This is a genomic window from Leifsonia sp. TF02-11 (assembly GCF_017565305.1).
Classification (GTDB): Bacteria; Actinomycetota; Actinomycetes; order Actinomycetales; family Microbacteriaceae; genus Leifsonia.
Genome location: NZ_JAGEKP010000001.1, coordinates 77,924 through 95,944 on the forward strand (window position 1 = coordinate 77,924; position 18,021 = coordinate 95,944).

Genomic DNA, 18,021 nt, shown 5'->3' on the forward strand with positions numbered 1-18,021 from the left:
ACCGCCGGTCCGCACCGCAGGTCCGCACCGCCTAGGTTGGAGACCGTGTCCGTCTCTGATCGCCTGGCCGGTGTCGATGCCGATCGGCTTCACCTCGCCCTCATGCTCGCCCTCACCTTCTCCACCGGGGTCGTCGACGCGGTCGGCTATCTCGGCCTCGACCGTGTCTTCACCGGCAACATGACGGGGAACGTCGTGCTGCTCGGGATGGCGCTCACCGGCACGACCAGCCTCCCGATCCTGCGGCCGTTGCTCGCGCTCGGGTTCTTCCTGGCGGGGGCGGTGGTCGGCTCCCGGTTGGTGCGCCGACAGGACGGCTGGTCGGGCCGGGTGACCGTGACGCTGTGGATCATCGCCACACTCCTGACCGCGATCGCCGCCCTGCTCGCCTTCGCACTCCACCTCGCCCCGGAGACGGTCGGCACCATCGCGACGTCGGCGCTCGGCTTCGCGATGGGGATGCAGGCGGCGCTCGCCCGCCGGGTGAAGGTCGCCGAGGTGACCACGGTCGTCGTGACCTCCACGCTAACCGGCCTCGCCGCCGACAGCAGGCTCGCGGGCGGCACCGGGGCGCTGTGGCTGCGGCGCGCGCTGGCGGTCGTCCTGATCTCGGCGGGAGCGGCCGCAGGTGCGCTCGCCCTCCTGGTGAACGTGGCGCTCGGCGTCCTGGTGTCGGCGGCGGTCACGATCGTGGTCGCATCGCTCGGACACACGGGGCACCGTGCCCGGTCGGCCGGTCAGGAGCCCGCGGCGGACTAGTCGAGCAGACGCCGCAGCGTCGCAGGCGCACGGTTGCGCCAGGCGTCGGTGACCAGCTCGCGCATCAGTCCCGCATCGATGTCGGCGAAGTCGACCCGCGCGGCCATCAGCCGGCCGGCGAACCAGCGCTCCGAGCAGTGCTCCGGCCAGGCGGCGGTGGCCTCCCGGATGCCCGCCTCGCCGAGCATCAGGTTGACCGTCGACGACTCCGGGTCGAGCAGGGTCGCGAACCGGCTGCCGCGCACCCGGAACGCAGGGAGGCCGCCGTGGTCGTACTCCTCGACCTCGGGGAGGCCGAGGGCGAGGGCACGCACCGCCGCGGCGTCCAACGGCTCAGCTCACCGGGCCGGTGTACTTCTCGCCCGGTCCCTTGCCGATCTCGTCGGGGAACGGCGACGCCTCCCGGAAGGCCAGCTGCAGCGAGCGGAGGCCGTCGCGCAGGCTGCGGGCGTGCTGGTCGCCGAGGTGCTGCGCGCTCGCCGTGACCAGCCCGGCGAGGGCGTCGATGAGCTTGCGGGCCTCGTCGAGGTCGGTCTGCTGCTGCGGGTCGTCGGCGAGCCCCACCTTGACGGCGGCGGCGCTCATCAGGTGCACTGCGGTGGTGGTGATGACCTCCACCGCGGGGACCTCGGCGATGTCGCGCGTGACCTCGGCGATCGCCTCCTCCTCGTACGAGAAGCTGTCGGGGGTGGGGGATGTGTCGCTCACTGCATTCCTCTGCTAGAATCGTTCGGGCTCCGGGGCATCTGCCTCGGGACGAAAGTGGAGATTCCTCCCACCCGCGCTTGACCGCTTTACAGGTTACCGGGTCGTTGCACTCCGCCGACGTGCGTCAGCACGGCGGTAGCCAGGGTGTTGCACCAGCCGTGCGAACCGAATCCTTCGGGAAAATCGGGCGCGGGGCTGCGCTGGTGCGTGGAATCCACACTTTCTCCGAACCGTCCCCGGACGGCCCGAGCACACGAAGAATCGCTCATCAGAGGAGACTGACATCAGCGAACCCCGTACGAATGACCGTATCCGCGTCCCCGAAGTTCGACTCGTCGGCCCCAGCGGAGAGCAGGTCGGCGTCGTCAAGATCGAGGTCGCCATCCGACTCGCGCAGGAGGCGGACCTCGACCTGGTCGAAGTCGCGCCCAATTCCAAGCCGCCGGTCGCGAAGATCATGGACTACGGCAAGTTCAAGTACGAGGCTGCGCAGAAGGCCAAGGAGGCCAGGCGCAACCAGGCGAACACCATCCTCAAAGAGGTCAGGTTCCGCCTCAAGATCGACAAGCACGACTACGAGACCAAGCGCAAGCGCGCCGAAGGCTTCCTGAAGGCCGGCGACAAGGTGAAGGCCATGATCCTCTTCCGAGGCCGCGAGCAGTCGCGCCCGGAGCAGGGTGTGCGCCTCCTGCAGCGTTTCGCGGAGGACGTCGCCGAGTTCGGCCAGGTGGAGTCCAACCCCACCATCGACGGCCGCAACATGGTGATGATCATCAGCCCGCTCAAGAACAAGTCCGAGGCCAAGGCCGAGGCCAACGCACAACGTGCCGCTTCCAAGGCGCGCGCCCAGGGGCGCGACCAGGACGCGGTTGCTGAGACAGCCGACGCTGCTCAGTCCGAAGAGAGTTCGCCCGCCCAGGCGACGAACGAGGAGAAGTAATGCCCAAGCAGAAGTCCCACTCCGGCGCCAAGAAGCGCTTCAAGATCACCGGCAGCGGCAAGGTCATGAAGCAGCAGGCCGGCATGCGCCACAACCTGGAGCTCAAGTCCAGCCGTCGCACCCGTCGACTGAACCAGGACCAGGTCGTCCCCGAGGTGGACGCCAAGGTCATCCGCCGGATGATCGGCAAGTAGAGCTCCTCCCCGACACGCACGTAAGGAATAACGACTAATGGCAAGAGTGAAGAGGGCTGTCAACGCCCACAAGAAGCGTCGGGTCATCCTCGAGCGCGCCGAGGGCTACCGCGGTCAGCGGTCGCGCCTCTACCGCAAGGCGAAGGAGCAGGTCACCCACTCGCTCGTCTACGCGTACCGTGACCGCCGCCAGAAGAAGGGCGACTTCCGCCGTCTCTGGATCCAGCGGATCAACGCCGCGAGCCGCGCCAACGGCCTCACCTACAACCGCTTCATCCAGGGCCTGGGCCTGGCGGGCGTCGAGGTCGACCGTCGCATCCTCGCCGAGCTGGCCGTGAACGAGCCCGCGACCTTCGCGGCCCTCGTCGAGACGGCGAAGAAGGCCCTCCCGGCCGACACCTCGGCCCCGAAGGCCGACGCCGCCGCGTAAGCTGCGCACCCTCCGAACGGCCCGGTCGACGTCGCGTCGACCGGGCCGTTCGTCGTTCCCGGCTGGGCCCCGGCCTCCGTTCGTCCGGAGAGCCATCCCTGTGCCGCCACCGATCTCCGGAGTCACGGACATCCGCGCGGCGTGTGGAGCCGAACCTCCGGAATTGCCGACGGCGTCGCAAGTGCGGCTGCTCCGCGGGCGCGCCGATATGCTGAGCGCATGCTTGACAACCCGCGCTCCCCGCGCGTCCGCGCCGTCGCGAAGCTGGCGAAGCGTCCCGCCAGGGCAGAGACCGGTCTCTTCCTGCTGGAGGGGCCGCAGGCGGTCTCCGAAGCGCTCACCTTCCGACCCGAGCTCGTCGTGGAGCTGTACGCCACACCGTCGGCCCTGGAGCGCTATCAAGACATCGCGCAGACGGCCGTGGAGGCCGGCGTCGACGTCGAGTTCGTCACCGAGCACGTCCTCGACACCATGGCCGACACCGTCACGCCGCAGGGCTTCGTCGCCGTCTGCCGGCAGTTCCCCACGTCGATCCGCGACATCTTCGCCGACGAGCCGCGGCTGGTCGCAGTGCTGGAGGAAGTCCGCGACCCGGGCAATGCCGGCACGATCATCCGCGCAGCCGACTCGGCGGGGGCGGACGCGGTGGTGCTCACCGGGCGCACGGTCGACCTCTACAACCCCAAGGTCGTGCGGTCGACGACGGGCTCGCTGTTCCACGTGCCGGTCGCCGTCGGCGCCGACCTCGCCGACGTCATCGGCCGTGCGCACTCGGCCGGCCTGCAGGTGCTGGCCGCCGACATCAAGGGAGAGGACCTCCTCGCCGCGCGTCAGGAGGGGCAGCTCGCCCGGCCGACCGCGTGGGTGTTCGGCAACGAGGCGCACGGGCTGGACGACGAGCTGCTCGGTCTGGTCGATCGCGTGGTGACCGTTCCGATCTACGGTCGCGCCGAGTCGATGAACCTGGCCACCGCTGCGTCGGTGTGCCTGTACGAGTCGGCGTTCGCTCAGCGCTCGGTGTGATTCGATAAAGATTGCGTTATATAATGCTGCCTTGATAGATTGTCCGCATGGACGGTCTCGAGGCAGTGGGCGATCCCGTTCGGCGGCGCTTCGTGGAGCTGCTCGCACGCGGTGAGCGCACGGCGGGGGAGCTGGCCGTGCACGCTGCCGACGAGTTCGGCATCACGCAGCCCGCCGCCTCCCGGCACCTGCGCGTACTGCGCGAGACGGGCGTCGTCGCCTCCCGCGTCGACGGGCAACGCCGGGTCTACGCCCTCGATCCGGCCGGCCTCCAGGAGGCCGCGGCCTGGTTCGAGGGGCTCGCCGCCTTCCGCGCGGTGGAGCCCAGAGCAGCGCGCAGCGATGCCGCGACCCCAGGGCCGAGGGAGCCTGCCACCGAGGTACTCCAGCAGCGCCTCGACGCCCTCGGCACCGAGCTCGCCCGCGGGCGTGCGGCGCAGCGCCGCGCCACAGTGCAGGCCACGGCGCAGACCACGGCGCAGGCCACTCAGGAGGCGTCATGACCCTATGGGGAGAGATCGCGCTCGACGGCGCCCGCCGATCGGTAACGGTCCAGCGCGAGTACCCGGCAACGCCCGCGGAGCTCTGGGCCGCGCTCACCGAACCGGAACGGCTGGCCCGCTGGATCGGGCGCTATCAGCAGACCGTCGACGGCTTCCGCCTCGAGATGGGCGGCCCCGACACCGACGCTGTGGTCGACGGCCGCGTGCTCGCCTGCGACCCCGGGCGACGCCTCCTCGTGAGCTGGCGGTTCAGCGGCGACGGCGAGACCGAGTCGCGCACCGAACTGGAGGCGACTATCACGGAAGCGGGGGCCGACCGCGTTCTGCTTACGCTGACCCACCGCCGCGTGCAGGCCGTGACGGCCTCCGTCTACGGGGCGGGCTGGCAGGACGTCCTCACCCATCTCGCCCGCGAGCTCGGTGGGGAGGCGACACCGCAGGAGCTCGACGGCTACGTCGGCGAGGCGGCCGATCCCGCCGCGTTCGACGCCGCACTCGACGAGTACCGCCGCGACGAGGCCGCCCTCGTGCGCGCGACGATCGAGCGCACGGGGGACCGATCGGCGGTCGCGCTGGAGCGGCTGCTGGACGCGTCGGTCGATGAAGTCTGGGACGCCCTCACGCTGCCCGACAGGGTGGGCCGGTGGCTCTGGCCGGTGGTGCAGTGGCCGGACGATCCCGCCCGTGAGCGCCGGCTGCGCACCGGCGATGTGATGCGCCTCGGCGACGAGAACGTGGAAGGTGCCGTCCAGGAACTGGAGGTCCTCGACCTCCAGGAGCGCGCGCACCTGAGGTTCACCTGGGGTGACGCCGCGGTGAGCATCCGCCTGGAGGAGACCCGCGACGGCACGCTGCTGTCGCTCGTGCAAGACGGAGTGAAGGACACCCTCGGCGCCGGGCGGCTGCGCTCGGCGCCCGACTTCGCGGCGGGTTGGCACACGCTGATCGACCAGCTGACCCTGTTGCTCTCCGGACTCACCGTCCCGGCTCCCGACCGGCTCTGGGAGGCCGCGTACCTGGTCTACGCGGGGGAGTGAGCGCCTCCGCCGCCGGGCGGCCGTCCGCCGCGTCGGACGTCGATGAGACCTCCATTTCCGTCGACGAGACCTCCATCTCCGCCGACGAGGCTTCCATCTCCGCCGACTAGACTGGGGAACCGTGTCTGAATCCACCGAAATCACCGAGGAGTCCGTCGAGACGGCCGTCGCTGCGGCGCTCGCCGCGATCGACGCCGCGGACACCTCGGACGCGCTGAAGGCCGTCCGCCACGACCACACCGCAGAGGGTTCCCCGCTTGCACGGCTGAACGCCGCCATCCGCTCGCTGCCCGGCGATCAGAAGGCCGCTGCGGGCAAGCTCGTCGGCGGCGCCCGCGGTCGCGTCACCCAGGCGTTCGCCGCCAAGGAGGCCGACATCGCGGCCGCGGAGGACGCCGCCCGGCTGGCCGCGGAAGCCGTGGACGTGACCGCGCTGCCCAGCCGGTGGACCCCCGGAGCCCGGCATCCGCTGAGCCTCCTGCAGGAGCGCATCGCCGACATCTTCGTCGGCATGGGCTGGGAGGTCGCAGAAGGCCCGGAGCTCGAGAGCGAGTGGTACAACTTCGACGCCCTCAACTTCGACGCCGACCACCCGGCGCGCGCCATGCAGGACACCTTCTTCGTCGAGCCGACCGACTCGCACCTCGTGCTGCGCACGCACACCTCGCCCGTGCAGCTGCGCTCGCTGCTCGGCAACGACCTGCCGGTGTACCGCATCGCGCCCGGGCGAGTGTTCCGCACCGACGAATTCGACGCGACCCACCTCCCGGTCTTCACCCAGGTGGAGGGCATCGCCGTCGACAAGGGGCTGACGATGGCGCACCTGCGCGGCACGCTCGACCACTTCGCCCGGACGCTCTTCGGCGAGGGCGCGCGTGTGCGCCTGCGCCCCAACTACTTCCCGTTCACCGAGCCGAGCGCCGAGCTCGACCTCTGGCACCCGACCTTCAAGGGCGGCGCGCGCTGGATCGAGTGGGGCGGCTGCGGGATGGTGAACCCGAACGTCCTGCGCTCCGCGGGCATCGACCCGGAGGTGTACTCCGGGTTCGCGTTCGGGATGGGCGTCGAGCGGGCGCTGATGTTCCGCAACGACGTCAAAGACATGCGTGACATGGCCGAGGGCGATGTCCGGTTCTCCCAGCAGTTCGGAATGGTGGTCTGATGCGCGTCCCCCTGAGTTGGCTCGGCGAGTACGTCGACCTCGAGCCGGGAACCACGGCGGAGGAGGTCCACGCCGCCCTCGTCTCCGTCGGTCTCGAAGAGGAGGACGTCCACACCTTCGAGATCAGCGGCCCCGTCGTCGTCGGTCAGGTGCTGGAGTTCGTGGAGGAGCCGCAGAGCAACGGCAAGACCATCCGCTGGTGCCAGGTGCGCGTCGCGCCCGACGGGCAGCAGGCGGCCGACGGCGGCGACGCGGTGCACGGAATCGTGTGCGGCGCCCGCAACTTCTTCGTCGGCGACAAGGTCGTCGTCACCCTGCCCGGCTCCGTGCTCCCCGGCCCGTTCCCGATCGCCGCGCGCAAGACCTACGGGCACGTGTCCGACGGGATGATCGCCTCCGCGCGCGAGCTCGGGCTCGGCGACGACCACGAGGGCATCCTGCGGCTGTCGACGCTCGGACTCGACCCGGAGGTCGGCTCCGACGCGATCTCGCTGCTCGGCCTCGACGACACCGCGGTGGAGGTCAACGTCACCCCCGACCGCGGCTACGCGTTCTCGATCCGCGGCATCGCGCGCGAGTACTCGCACGCCACCGGTGCGGCCTTCCGCGACCCGGCCGAGGCCGTCCACGTGCACTCGGCCGGCGCGCACGCGCACGGGTTCAGCGTGACCATCGACGATCGCGCGCCGATCCGCGGCCGCGTCGGCGCGACCGTGTTCGTGACCCGCGTCGTCCGCGACGTCGACGGGTCGCGGCCGACCCCGCCATGGATGGTCGCGCGCCTCAAGCTAGCGGGCATCCGTTCGATCTCGCTGATCGTCGACATCACCAACTACGTGATGCTCGAACTGGGCCAGCCGATCCACGGCTACGACCTCGACAAGCTCACCGGCGGCATCGTCGTGCGGCGCGCCCACGCGGGCGAGACGCTCGTGACCCTCGATGACCAGACCCGCGCGCTCGACGTGGAAGACCTCCTCATCACCGACGAGTCCGGCGCGATCGGTCTCGCCGGCGTGATGGGCGGGGCGTCCACCGAGATCGGCGACGGCACCAGCAACGTGCTCGTGGAGGCCGCGAACTTCGACCCCGTGTCGATCGCGCGCACCGCACGCAGGCACAAGCTGCCGAGCGAGGCGTCCAAGCGTTTCGAGCGCGGTGTCGACCCCCGGGTCGCCGTGGCCGCGGCGGCGCGCGTGGTTCAGCTGCTCGAGCAGCTCGCGGGCGGGCACGCCGACGAGCTCGGTTCGCTGCTCGACACGGCGGAGGACGCCGAGCCCATCCGGCTCCCGAACGACTACATCCCGAACCTGATCGGGGTCGCGTTCACCGACGACGAGGTGCGCGGTGCGCTCGCCGAGATCGGCGGAGCGGTGACCGGCGACGGGGACGCGCTGCTCGTCGTCCCGCCGAGCTGGCGACCCGACCTGCGCGACAAGTCCGACCTGGCGGAGGAGGTCGCCCGGATCGTCGGCTTCGACCGCATCCCGTCCGTGCTTCCGGTCGCACCGCCCGGGCGCGGCCTGTCGCGTGAGCAGAAGCTGCGTCGGGGCGTTGCGCAGATGCTCGCCGACAACGGCGCGACGGAGGTGCTCGCGTTCCCGTTCGTCTCGGAGGCGCAGAACGATCTGTTCGGATCGCCCGAGAGCGGCCCCGTGCCTGCAGTGCGGCTGGCGAACCCGCTCGACGCGACCGCGCCGTACCTGCGGGCTTCGCTGCTCCCCGGCCTTCTGGACATCGCCAAGCGCAACCTCGCGCGCGGCCTCGTCGACCTGCGCGTGTACGAGCTCGGCACGGTGTTCCTGCCGACCGGCGTGCAGCTCGGGAGCGCGGAGCTGCCGCCCGGCGCCGCCCTCCCCGACGCCGACGTGCTCGCGGGTCTCAACGCCGGCATCCCGGCGCAGCCCCGGCACCTCGCCGGCCTCATCGTCGGCAACCCGGTGGAGAAGCAGCCGGGACAGACGCCGATGACGGCGGGCATCGCGGACGCGCTGACCGCTGTACAGCAGACCGCCGCCGCCGTCGGCGTGGCGATCGAGCCCGTGCAGAGCCGGCACAAGGCGCTGCACCCCGGACGCACGGCGCAGCTGGTCGCGCACGCGGCGGACGGGTCGCGGATCGTCGTCGGCTACGCGGGCGAACTTTTGCCCGCGCTCGCGGACGAGCTCGACCTGCCCCGTGTGGTCGCGGTCTACGAGCTCGACCTCGACGCGCTGATCGCGGTCGCCCCCGCCGACATCGTCGCGGGCACGATCGCCGGCTTCCCCGCGGCGACCCAGGACCTGTCGCTCGTCGTGCGCGACGAGGTGCCTGCGGGACAGGTGCTGGCCGCCGTTCGCGACGGGGCGGGCGACCTGCTGGAGGACATCCGCCTGGTCGACGACTACCGCGGCACCGGCCTCCCCGTCGCGCACAAGAGCCTGACGTTCGCGCTGCGCTTCCGCGCCGACGACCGCACGCTCACCGCGGCCGAGGCCAGCGAGGCGAAGCTCGCCGGCGCCGCCCGCGCCGAGCAGCTCTACGGGGCGCACATCCGCGACTAGCTCCACCGCGCCGCCGCCGATTCGACACGAATGTCGCGCTTCGCTCCGAACCGCGACATTCGTGCCGAATCCCGGGCGCGCCCCGAGCCGCTCGCGGCGACCCGCCACGCGCCAGCACCGCCGCTCGGTGACGAATGTCATGCTGCGAGCCACGATCGCCCGGCCTAGTGCGAATGCGGGCCGCTGCGATTTGCGCCAAACGTGACGTTGCGGGGCACGAGTCGCCGCACTTGCGGCAAATGTGGCGGGGATTCGTGACGAATGTCGACTTTCGTGCCACGAATCCCGCGATTCGTGACGAATGTGGGCGCGCGACATTTGCGTCGAATGTGGCCTTGGGGGGCGCGGGTCACCGCACTTGCGGCAAATGTGGCGGGGATTCGTGACGAATGTGGGCGCGCGACATTTGCGTCGAATGTGGCGTTTGGGGGCGCAGGTCGCCGCACTTGCGGCAGGTATGGTGCGGATTCGTGACGAATGTCGACTTTCGTGCCACGAATGTCGGGATTCGTGACGAATGTAGGTGGGTGCGATTTGGGCCGAATGTGGCGTTTGGGGGCCCGAGTCGCCGCATTTGAGGCAGGTATGGTGCGGGGATTCGTGACGAATGTCGACTTTCGTGGCACGAATGTCGGGATTCGTGACGAATGTGGGTGGGTGGGATTGCACCGAATGTCGCGTTGCGGGGTGTGAGTCGCCGCATTTGCGCAAGTGTGGCGCGGGGATTCGCGTACGAATGTCGGGATTCGTGACGAATGTGGGTGGGTGGGATGTGCCCCGAATGTCGCGTTGCGGGGCGTGGGTCGCCGCATTTGCGGCAAATGTGCGCGGGGATCGTGACGAGCGTGGGCGCGCGGGATCGTGCGCGCACGCGGCGGAAAGCGGCGAATGCGTGCGTTCGCGCGTGTGGGGCGGCGATTCGTGACGAGCGGCGACATTCGCGCCGCGAACGCGGCGATTCGTGGCGGCGGCCGGGGCGCGCAGCCGATTTGGCGAGCGGCGGGGAGGGGGCGGTAGGGTTGCAGCATGCTTATCGTCGGTGCCCCCTCCTTGCGCCGACGCCTGCGCGACCGCCGAATCTAGGCGGCGTTCGGGCGACCCCTCGCGGGTCGGACGTGGGCGCCGCCGGAGTCTCGGCCCCCTGTCGTCCACTCATCAAGGAACAAGCATGACTTTCTCGGTTGCCGTCGCCGGTGCCTCCGGGTACGCGGGCGGCGAGCTGCTGCGCATCCTCGCCGATCATCCCGATTTCGAGATCCGCACCGTCACCGCCCACCAGAACGCCGGTCACCCGCTGATCGCGCACCAGCCGCACCTGCGTTCGCTCGCCCACCTCACACTCACCGAGAGCACGGCGGAGAAACTCTCCGGTCACGACGTGGTCTTCCTGGCCCTGCCGCACGGCACGTCCGGCGCGATCGCCGCGCAGCTGCCCGCCGACACCCTCGTTGTCGACGCGGGAGCGGACCACCGGCTGGAGGATCCGGCCGACTGGGCCGCGTTCTACGGCGGCGAGCACCACGGGGCGTGGGCCTACGGGGTGCCCGAGCTGATCGTGTCCGCCGACGGGACGAAGCAGCGGTCGCGGATCGTCGGCACGACAAGGATCGCCGCACCCGGCTGCAACGCGAGCGCCGTCTCCCTCGCGCTCGCGCCGGGCATCCACGCCGGGATCGTCGAGGAGCAGGACATCGTCAGCGTCCTCGCCGTCGGCCCCTCCGGCGCGGGCAAGTCGCTCAAGACGATGTATCTGGCCAGCGAGATCCTCGGGTCGGCCAACCCGTACGCGGTGGGCGGCACGCACCGGCACATCCCGGAGATCCAGCAGAACCTCCGCAAGGCGGGCGCGACGGCGCCGACGCTGTCGTTCACACCGGTGCTCGTTCCGATGTCGCGCGGCATCCTCGCCACCTCCACTGCGCGGGTGAAGCCGGGAGTGACCGCGCAGCAGGTGCAGGAGGTCTGGGAGGCCGCCTACGTGGACGAGCCGTTCGTGCAGGTGCTGCCCGCCGGAACCGTTCCGCGTACCGCCGACGTGCTCGGCGCCAACACGGTTCTGATCGGCGTCGCGCTCGACGCGGCCGCGGGGCGGGTCGTCACGGTACTCGCGATCGACAATCTCTACAAAGGAACAGCCGGGGCGGCGATCCAGTCCGCGAACATCGCTCTCGGCCTCGCCGAGACCGCCGGCCTGAGCGTGAACGGAGTCGCGCCATGAGCGTCACCACAGCCAAAGGATTCGCCGCGGCCGGCGTCGTCGCGGGGCTCAAGTCGAGCGGCAAGCGCGACCTCGCGCTCGTGCAGAACCGGGGGCCGCTCACCGCGGCCGCCGCCGTGTTCACCACCAACCGCTGCCAGGCCAATCCGGTGATCTGGAGCAAGCAGGTCATCGCCGACGGCGTGGTCTCCGCGATCGTCCTCAACTCCGGAGGCGCGAACTGTTACACCGGGTCGCGCGGCTTCCAGACCACGCACGCGACGGCCGAGGCGGTGGGGGAGGCCCTGGGCATCTCGGCGGGCGATGTGCTGGTGTGCTCGACCGGCCTCATCGGCGAGCAGCTCGACGTCGCGAAGCTGACGGCCGGCGTCGCTCAGGCGGCGACGGCGCTCGCCGGCGACTCGGGACTCGGCGCCGCCGAGGCGATCATGACGACCGACACCCGGCCCAAGCAGGCGGAGCACCGCTCCGACGCGGGTTGGGCGGTCGGCGGGATGGCCAAGGGTGCCGGCATGCTGGCGCCGGGGCTCGCGACCATGCTGGTCGTCATCACCACCGACGCGGTGCTCGACTCCGACCAGCTCGACCGTGCCCTGCGCGCGGCCACCCGGGTCACGTTCGACCGGGTGGACTCCGACGGGTGCATGTCGACGAACGACACCGTCGCCCTCCTCGGCTCCGGGGCGAGCGGGGTGACTCCCGACCTCGACGAGTTCACACTCGCCCTCACCGACGTGTGCCGCAGCCTCGCGAAGCAGCTGCAGGAGGACGCCGAGGGAGCGTCGCACGACGTCACGATCGAGGTCGTCAACGCCCGCACGGAGGACGACGCCGTGACCGTCGGCCGCGCCGTCTCGCGCTCCAACCTGTTCAAGGCGGCGATCTTCGGCAACGACCCCAACTGGGGTCGGGTGCTCGCCGCCGTGGGCACGACCGACGCGGAGTTCGACCCGTACGGCATCGACGTGGCGATCAACGGCGTGCAGGTGTGCACGGCCGGGGAGCCCGACCAGCCGCGCGACCTGGTCGACCTGACCCCGCGCGCCGTGCACGTGCTCATCGACCTCCACGCCGGAGACGAGACGGCCGCGATCCTCACCAACGACCTGACCCACGACTACGTGCACGAGAACAGTGCCTACTCCAGCTGAGATGACGACGACAGACGAGACGACCGAGGCCGCCGAAGCGGCCGAGCACGAAGCAGCCGCGGCCAAGGCCGCGACCCTCATCGAGTCGCTGCCGTGGCTGAAGACCTTCCACGACCGCGTCATCGTCGTGAAGTTCGGCGGCAACGCCATGGTGAGCGAAGAGCTGCAGCGTACGTTCGCGGAAGACATCGTCTACCTGCGCTACGCGGGCCTGCGTCCCGTCGTGGTGCACGGTGGGGGCCCGCAGATCTCGGCCATGCTCGACCGGCTGGGCATCGACAGCGAGTTCCGGGGCGGCTACCGGGTCACGACGCCCGAGGCGATGGACGTGGTGCGGATGGTGCTGACCGGCCAGATCAACCGCGACATCGTGAGCAACATCAACAAGCACGGCCCACTGGCCGCCGGCCTTTCCGGAGAGGACGCCGGGCTCTTCCAGGGCCGCAAGCGCGGGGCCGTCGTCGACGGCGAAGAGGTCGACCTCGGTCTCGTCGGCGACGTGATCGGTGTGAACCCGGAGGCGGTGCTCGCTCAGCTCGACGCCGGGCGCATCCCGGTGGTCTCCTCGATCGCGCCCGACATCGACGACCCCGGTCAGTCGCTCAACGTCAACGCCGACGCCGCAGCGGCGGCGCTCGCCGTGGCGCTCGGAGCCGCGAAGCTGGTCATCCTGACCGACGTCGCCGGACTCTACAGCGACTGGCCCAACCGCGACTCCCTGCTGTCGAAGATCGCGGCGCCCGAGCTGCGGGAGCTGCTGCCGACGCTCGAGTCGGGGATGATCCCCAAGATGTCGGCCTGCCTCGATGCCGTCGACGGCGGCGTGCCCAAGGCGGCGATCATCGACGGACGGGTGGCACACTCGATCCTGCTCGAGGTCTTCACGCAGTCCGGAATCGGAACGGAGGTGGTGCCCGCATGAGCGCACAGCTCGCAGGCGACACGGGAACGGTCACCGAGGGGCGCTGGAAGCCGCGCTTCGGCGACGCGATTATGCGCACGCTCGCCACGCCCAAGCTGATGCTCGCGCGCGGCGAGGGCTGCCGGGTGTGGGACGTCGACGGCAACGAGTACCTCGACTTCCTCGCCGGCATCGCCGTCAACTCCCTCGGGCACGCCCACCCGGTGCTGGTGGAGGCCGTGAGCAGCCAGGTGGCCACACTCGCGCACGTCTCCAACTACTTCTCCACCGCTCCGCAGCTGGAGCTCGCCGAGCGTCTCCGCACGATCACCGGCGCGGGCGAGCACGGCCGTGTCCTGTTCGGCAACTCCGGTGCCGAGGCGAACGAAGCAGCCTTCAAGCTGGCCCGCCTCAACAGAGGGCCGCACGGCAAGCGCACCAGGGTGCTCGCCCTGCACAACGCGTTCCACGGCCGGACCATGGGGTCGCTCGCGCTCACCGGCAAGCCGCCGATGCGCGAGGCGTTCGAGCCGCTTCCGGGCGGTGTCGAGCACATCGACTCCACCCTCGCCGCGCTGGAGGCCGCGATCGACGACCGGGTCGCCGCGCTGTTCGTGGAGCCGATCAAGGGCGAGGCCGGCGTGCTCGACCTCCCCGAGGGCTTCCTGCAGCGGGCACGCGAGCTCACGGAGCAGCACGGTGCGCTCCTGATCATCGACGAGATCCAGACCGGCATCGGCCGCACCGGCCGGTGGTTCGCCTACCAGCACGCCGACATCCTCCCCGACGCCATCACCGTCGCGAAGGGCATCGCCGGCGGCGTGCCGATCGGGGCCCTGATCACGTTCGGCCGTGCTTCCGAGCTGTTCAGCCAGGGTCAGCACGGGTCCACGTTCGGCGGCAACCCGCTCGCGACCGCGGCCGGCAACGCCGTGATCGGCGAGATCGAGCGCGCCGACCTGATCGGCAACGCGGCACGACGCGGCGAGGAGCTGCGCGCCATCCTGCGCTCCTACGACTCTCCGCTGATCGGCGACGTGCGCGGCGCAGGCCTGCTGATCGGCGTCGGACTCACTGACGGGGAGGCGCACCGGCTCTCGGACGCCGCCCTCGCCGAGGGGTTGATCATCAACGCCCCCAACGAGTCGAGCATCCGCCTCGCGCCGCCGCTGATCGTGGGCGACGCCGAGCTCGCGGAGTTCCGCGAGAAGTTCGGCCGCGCCCTCGACGCCCTCTGACCTGCACACCACGCACGCGCCGCACCGGCGCAGACCAAGGACCACGATGACCCGTCACTTCCTCCGCGACGACGATCTCAGCCCCGCCGAGCAGCTCGAGGTGCTCGAGCTGGCCGCCCGCCTGAAAGCGGACCGTTTCTCCGCGAAGCCGCTCGCCGGCCCGCAGACCGTCGCCGTCATCTTCGACAAGACCTCCACGCGCACGCGCGTGTCGTTCGCCGTCGGCATCGCCGACCTCGGCGGCAGCCCGCTCGTCATCCAGAGCGGGGAGAGCCAGCTCGGCGGCAAGGAGTCGCTGGCCGACACCGCCCGCGTGCTCGAGCGCATGGTCTCCGCGATCGTCTGGCGCACCTACGCCCAGTCCGGTCTGGAGGAGATGGCCGAGGGCACGCGCGTGCCGGTGGTCAACGCCCTCTCGGACGACTTCCACCCGTGCCAGATCCTCGCCGACCTCCAGACCGTCCGTGAGCACAAGGGCGGCACTGCCGGGCTCACGCTCGCGTTCTTCGGCGACGGCGCCAGCAACATGTCGCACTCCTACCTGCTGGGCGGCGCGACCGCCGGGATGCACGTGCGCATCGCCGCCCCCGCTGCCTACGCGCCCGCCGAGGACGTGGTCGCCGACGCGCGCGCGATCGCCGAGCGCACCGGCGGCTCGGTGACGGTCACCACCGACGCGCGGGAGGCCGCCGCCGGCGCCGACGTGGTCATCACCGACACCTGGGTGTCGATGGGCAAGGAGGACGAGAAGGCCGAGCGCGTCGCCGTCTTCGGCGACTACACGGTCGACTCCGCGCTGATGAGCCTGGCGGCGGAGGACGCGGTCTTCCTGCACTGCCTGCCCGCCTACCGTGGTCTGGAGGTCACCGCCGAGGTGATCGACGGGCCGCAGTCGGTGGTCTGGGACGAGGCCGAGAATCGGCTCCACGCCCAGAAAGCGCTGCTGACCTGGCTGCTGAACGAGAACGAGGAGGCCGCATGACCGCGGACGGTATCGGCAAGACCGACGAGGGCAAGCTCTGGGGGGCACGGTTCGCCGGGGGGCCGTCGGCCGAGCTCGCCGCACTCAGCAAGTCCACGCACTTCGACTGGGCGCTGGCGGCCTACGACATCGCCGGCTCCCGCGCGCACGCGCGCGCACTGGCCGCGGCCGGCTACCTCACCGACGACGAGCTGGACGGGATGACCGCGGCGCTCGACGCGCTCGACGCCGACGTCGCCTCCGGTGCGTTCGTCGCCGCGGAGAGCGACGAGGACGTGCACGGCGCTCTGGAGCGCGGCCTGATCGAGCGCGCGGGGGCCGACCTGGGCGGCAAGCTGCGTGCAGGGCGCAGCCGCAACGACCAGATCGCCACACTGGTGCGCCTCTACCTGCGTGACCACGCGGGCGTCATCGCGGAGCGACTGATCGCCCTGATCGACGCGATCGCGGCGCAGGCCGACGCGCATCCCACCGCCATCATGCCGGGACGCACGCACCTGCAGCACGCGCAGCCGGTGCTGCTCGCCCACCACCTGCTCGCGCACTGCTGGCCGCTCGTGCGCGACCTGGAGCGCCTGGCCGACTGGGACCGCCGCGCGAACGTGTCGCCGTACGGGTCCGGGGCGCTGGCCGGGTCGACGCTCGGGCTCGACCCGCAGCTCGTGGCCCGCGAGCTCGGGTTCGCCGCCAGCTCGGAGAACTCGATCGACGGCACCGCCGCGCGCGACGTGGTGGCCGAGTTCGCCTTCGTCGCGGCGCAGATCGGCGTCGACCTGTCGCGTTTCGCCGAGGAGATCATCCTCTGGAACACGCGCGAGTTCGGCTTCGTGACCCTCGACGACGCATATTCGACGGGGTCGTCGATCATGCCGCAGAAGAAGAACCCCGACATCGCCGAGCTCGCGCGCGGCAAGGCCGGGCGGCTGATCGGCAACCTGACCGGCCTCCTCACCACGCTCAAAGGCCTCCCGCTCGCGTACAACCGCGACCTCCAGGAGGACAAGGAACCGGTCTTCGATTCGGTGCAGACGCTGGAGGTCGTCCTTCCCGCGTTCGCCGGGATGGTCGCGACGCTCCGCTTCCACACCGACCGGATGGCGGAGCTCGCGCCGCAGGGCTTCTCGCTGGCGACCGACGTGGCCGAGTGGCTGGTCAAGCAGCACGTGCCGTTCCGCAACGCGCACGAGATCACCGGCAGCCTCGTGAAGTTCGCGGAGGACAACGGGCTGGAGCTGAGCGACGTGTCCGACGAGCAGCTGGCGGCGGTGTCGCCGCTGCTCACTCCGGAGGTGCGTTCGGTGCTGACGGTCGAGGGCTCCGTGGCCAGCCGGGCCGGCGCCGGCGGCACCGCCCCGGATCGCGTCGCCGATCAGCTCGCGGCGCTGACCGAGCGGGTCCGCACGCTCACGCAGACGTTGGCCGCGACGCGCAGGGACCTCGGCTGATGGCCGGCCGTCCGGAGCAGCGGCGGCCGGGATGGGTCATCCCGCTGATCGTCGTCGTCGCGGTCGCGGTGATCGTGGTCGGTCTGATCGTCACCGTCGTGGCCGGCGGCCGGATCTTCTGAGCGGGCGGCCGTCGTGACCCTCTACCGCCCGGGGCGCGACGTCTTCCTCGCGTCGGCGCTCGATGTCGCGCCGAAACTGCTCGGCGCGGTCCTCCGTCACGAGACGGAGGAGGGCGCCGTCACGGTGCGCATCACCGAGGTGGAGGCCTACATCGGCGACGGCGTCGACCCCGGTTCGCACTCCTTCCGCGGCCGCACGAAGCGCAACGCCGTGATGTACGGCGGCCCTGGACACCTCTACACCTACTTCACGTACGGGATGCACGTCTGCGCCAACGTGGTCTGCTCGCCGGAGGGCGTCTCCTCCGCCCTGCTGCTCCGGGCAGGGGAGGTCGTGGAGGGCGAGGAGCTGGCGGAGCGGAGGCGGTCCGGGCCATCGGGGCGCGCGATTCCCGCGCGCGATCTGGCCAGGGGCCCCGCGCGGCTGGTGGTGGCGACCGGCATCCTGCTGTCGGAGAACGGCTCCGACCTGTTCGCGCCGCCGTTCGACCTCCTGCTGCCGGCCGTGCAGCCCGCCTACGAGACCGGCCCACGCACCGGCGTCTCGGGTGCAGGCGGCAGCGTGACGTTCCCGTGGCGGTTCTGGATTCCCGGCGACCCGACCGTCTCCCCGTACAAGCGCCACCCCAAATCGCACGACTGAGCACTCAGAGCGATCTGCCCGG

General features: G+C 70.9%; 19 protein-coding genes. 17 read left to right on the plus strand and 2 right to left on the minus strand.

Translation table 11 applies throughout. From position 1 onward, the window contains the following. Positions 1-45: 45 nt before the first annotated feature. The gene (locus JNB50_RS00375) at positions 46-759 is read left to right on the plus strand and encodes a YoaK family protein (protein WP_307794542.1); all 714 of its coding nucleotides are present in this window, start codon (positions 46-48) and stop codon (positions 757-759) included. Here JNB50_RS00375 and JNB50_RS00380 read toward each other — a convergent pair. Together JNB50_RS00380 and JNB50_RS00385 are read right to left on the minus strand one after the other, a co-directional pair. Then, positions 756-1,088: an MmcQ/YjbR family DNA-binding protein gene (locus JNB50_RS00380; RefSeq protein ID WP_208038135.1), complete on the minus strand. Its 333-nt coding sequence runs from the start codon at positions 1,086-1,088 to the stop codon at positions 756-758. The two genes, JNB50_RS00375 and JNB50_RS00380, sit on opposite strands and share 4 nt — an antisense overlap. A 4-nt stretch (positions 1,089-1,092) precedes the next feature. After that, positions 1,093-1,467 (minus strand): DUF1844 domain-containing protein, encoded by a 375-nt coding sequence (locus JNB50_RS00385; RefSeq protein ID WP_208038136.1) that lies wholly within the window; start codon positions 1,465-1,467, stop codon positions 1,093-1,095. 283 nt (positions 1,468-1,750) lie between these two features. Here JNB50_RS00385 and infC point away from each other — a divergent pair, with 283 nt between their 5' ends. The 16 genes from infC to JNB50_RS00460 all read left to right on the plus strand — a co-directional run bounded on the left by infC (position 1,751) and on the right by JNB50_RS00460 (position 17,999). After that, positions 1,751-2,407, plus strand: a complete 657-nt coding sequence (gene infC / locus JNB50_RS00390) for a translation initiation factor IF-3 (protein ID WP_208038327.1) — start codon at positions 1,751-1,753, stop codon at positions 2,405-2,407. Beyond that, positions 2,407-2,601, plus strand: coding sequence for a 50S ribosomal protein L35 (rpmI, locus tag JNB50_RS00395; protein WP_185278178.1), 195 nt, complete (start codon positions 2,407-2,409; stop codon positions 2,599-2,601). Before infC ends, rpmI begins: the two co-directional genes overlap by 1 nt. 37 nt (positions 2,602-2,638) lie before the next feature. Next, complete coding sequence (gene rplT / locus JNB50_RS00400) at positions 2,639-3,031, plus strand: 50S ribosomal protein L20 (protein ID WP_208038137.1); 393 nt, start codon at positions 2,639-2,641, stop codon at positions 3,029-3,031. A 219-nt stretch (positions 3,032-3,250) separates the two neighbouring features. Further along, the gene (locus JNB50_RS00405; RefSeq protein ID WP_208038138.1) at positions 3,251-4,054 is read left to right on the plus strand and encodes an RNA methyltransferase; all 804 of its coding nucleotides are present in this window, start codon (positions 3,251-3,253) and stop codon (positions 4,052-4,054) included. Positions 4,055-4,101: 47 nt separating this feature from the next. Next, on the plus strand, positions 4,102-4,557 hold the full coding sequence (locus tag JNB50_RS00410; RefSeq protein ID WP_208038139.1) for a helix-turn-helix transcriptional regulator: 456 nt from the start codon (positions 4,102-4,104) through the stop codon (positions 4,555-4,557). After that, positions 4,554-5,594 (plus strand): SRPBCC domain-containing protein, encoded by a 1,041-nt coding sequence (locus JNB50_RS00415; RefSeq protein ID WP_208038140.1) that lies wholly within the window; start codon positions 4,554-4,556, stop codon positions 5,592-5,594. Before JNB50_RS00410 ends, JNB50_RS00415 begins: the two co-directional genes overlap by 4 nt. A gap of 121 nt (positions 5,595-5,715) precedes the next feature. Beyond that, complete coding sequence (gene pheS, locus JNB50_RS00420) at positions 5,716-6,756, plus strand: phenylalanine--tRNA ligase subunit alpha (RefSeq protein WP_208038141.1); 1,041 nt, start codon at positions 5,716-5,718, stop codon at positions 6,754-6,756. Then, entirely contained in the window at positions 6,756-9,299 is a 2,544-nt protein-coding gene (gene pheT / locus JNB50_RS00425) for a phenylalanine--tRNA ligase subunit beta (protein ID WP_208038142.1), read from the plus strand. The genes pheS and pheT overlap by 1 nt, the downstream gene beginning before the upstream one ends. 1,168 nt (positions 9,300-10,467) lie before the next feature. Further along, a complete protein-coding gene (argC, locus tag JNB50_RS00430; RefSeq protein WP_208038143.1) occupies positions 10,468-11,517 on the plus strand; it encodes an N-acetyl-gamma-glutamyl-phosphate reductase in 1,050 nt (349 codons plus the stop codon). Beyond that, entirely contained in the window at positions 11,514-12,668 is a 1,155-nt protein-coding gene (gene argJ / locus JNB50_RS00435) for a bifunctional glutamate N-acetyltransferase/amino-acid acetyltransferase ArgJ (RefSeq protein WP_208038144.1), read from the plus strand. The genes argC and argJ overlap by 4 nt, the downstream gene beginning before the upstream one ends. A gap of 1 nt (position 12,669) precedes the next feature. Further along, on the plus strand, positions 12,670-13,590 hold the full coding sequence (gene argB / locus JNB50_RS00440) for an acetylglutamate kinase (protein WP_208038145.1): 921 nt from the start codon (positions 12,670-12,672) through the stop codon (positions 13,588-13,590). Then, positions 13,587-14,807 (plus strand): acetylornithine transaminase, encoded by a 1,221-nt coding sequence (locus tag JNB50_RS00445; protein ID WP_208038146.1) that lies wholly within the window; start codon positions 13,587-13,589, stop codon positions 14,805-14,807. Before argB ends, JNB50_RS00445 begins: the two co-directional genes overlap by 4 nt. 46 nt (positions 14,808-14,853) lie before the next feature. Further along, positions 14,854-15,789, plus strand: a complete 936-nt coding sequence (gene argF, locus JNB50_RS00450; RefSeq protein ID WP_208038147.1) for an ornithine carbamoyltransferase — start codon at positions 14,854-14,856, stop codon at positions 15,787-15,789. Continuing rightward, on the plus strand, positions 15,786-17,234 hold the full coding sequence (argH, locus tag JNB50_RS00455; RefSeq protein WP_208038148.1) for an argininosuccinate lyase: 1,449 nt from the start codon (positions 15,786-15,788) through the stop codon (positions 17,232-17,234). Before argF ends, argH begins: the two co-directional genes overlap by 4 nt. Further along, complete coding sequence (locus JNB50_RS25370) at positions 17,234-17,356, plus strand: hypothetical protein (RefSeq protein ID WP_279553243.1); 123 nt, start codon at positions 17,234-17,236, stop codon at positions 17,354-17,356. The genes argH and JNB50_RS25370 overlap by 1 nt, the downstream gene beginning before the upstream one ends. Before the next feature lie 13 nt (positions 17,357-17,369). After that, positions 17,370-17,999, plus strand: coding sequence for a DNA-3-methyladenine glycosylase (locus tag JNB50_RS00460; protein WP_208038149.1), 630 nt, complete (start codon positions 17,370-17,372; stop codon positions 17,997-17,999). The last annotated feature ends 22 nt before the right edge of the window (positions 18,000-18,021 follow it).

Coding starts and splice junctions, on each gene's coding strand:
- JNB50_RS00410 (WP_208038139.1), top strand. CDS start 4,102: ATGGACGGTCTCGAGGCAGTGGGCGATCCCGTTCGGCGGCGCTTCGTG.
- JNB50_RS25370 (WP_279553243.1), top strand. CDS start 17,234: ATGGCCGGCCGTCCGGAGCAGCGGCGGCCGGGATGGGTCATCCCGCTG.
- rpmI (WP_185278178.1), top strand. CDS start 2,407: ATGCCCAAGCAGAAGTCCCACTCCGGCGCCAAGAAGCGCTTCAAGATC.
- argB (WP_208038145.1), top strand. CDS start 12,670: ATGACGACGACAGACGAGACGACCGAGGCCGCCGAAGCGGCCGAGCAC.
- argF (WP_208038147.1), top strand. CDS start 14,854: ATGACCCGTCACTTCCTCCGCGACGACGATCTCAGCCCCGCCGAGCAG.
- argJ (WP_208038144.1), top strand. CDS start 11,514: ATGAGCGTCACCACAGCCAAAGGATTCGCCGCGGCCGGCGTCGTCGCG.
- JNB50_RS00405 (WP_208038138.1), top strand. CDS start 3,251: ATGCTTGACAACCCGCGCTCCCCGCGCGTCCGCGCCGTCGCGAAGCTG.
- rplT (WP_208038137.1), top strand. CDS start 2,639: ATGGCAAGAGTGAAGAGGGCTGTCAACGCCCACAAGAAGCGTCGGGTC.
- pheT (WP_208038142.1), top strand. CDS start 6,756: ATGCGCGTCCCCCTGAGTTGGCTCGGCGAGTACGTCGACCTCGAGCCG.
- argC (WP_208038143.1), top strand. CDS start 10,468: ATGACTTTCTCGGTTGCCGTCGCCGGTGCCTCCGGGTACGCGGGCGGC.
- argH (WP_208038148.1), top strand. CDS start 15,786: ATGACCGCGGACGGTATCGGCAAGACCGACGAGGGCAAGCTCTGGGGG.
- JNB50_RS00415 (WP_208038140.1), top strand. CDS start 4,554: ATGACCCTATGGGGAGAGATCGCGCTCGACGGCGCCCGCCGATCGGTA.
- JNB50_RS00445 (WP_208038146.1), top strand. CDS start 13,587: ATGAGCGCACAGCTCGCAGGCGACACGGGAACGGTCACCGAGGGGCGC.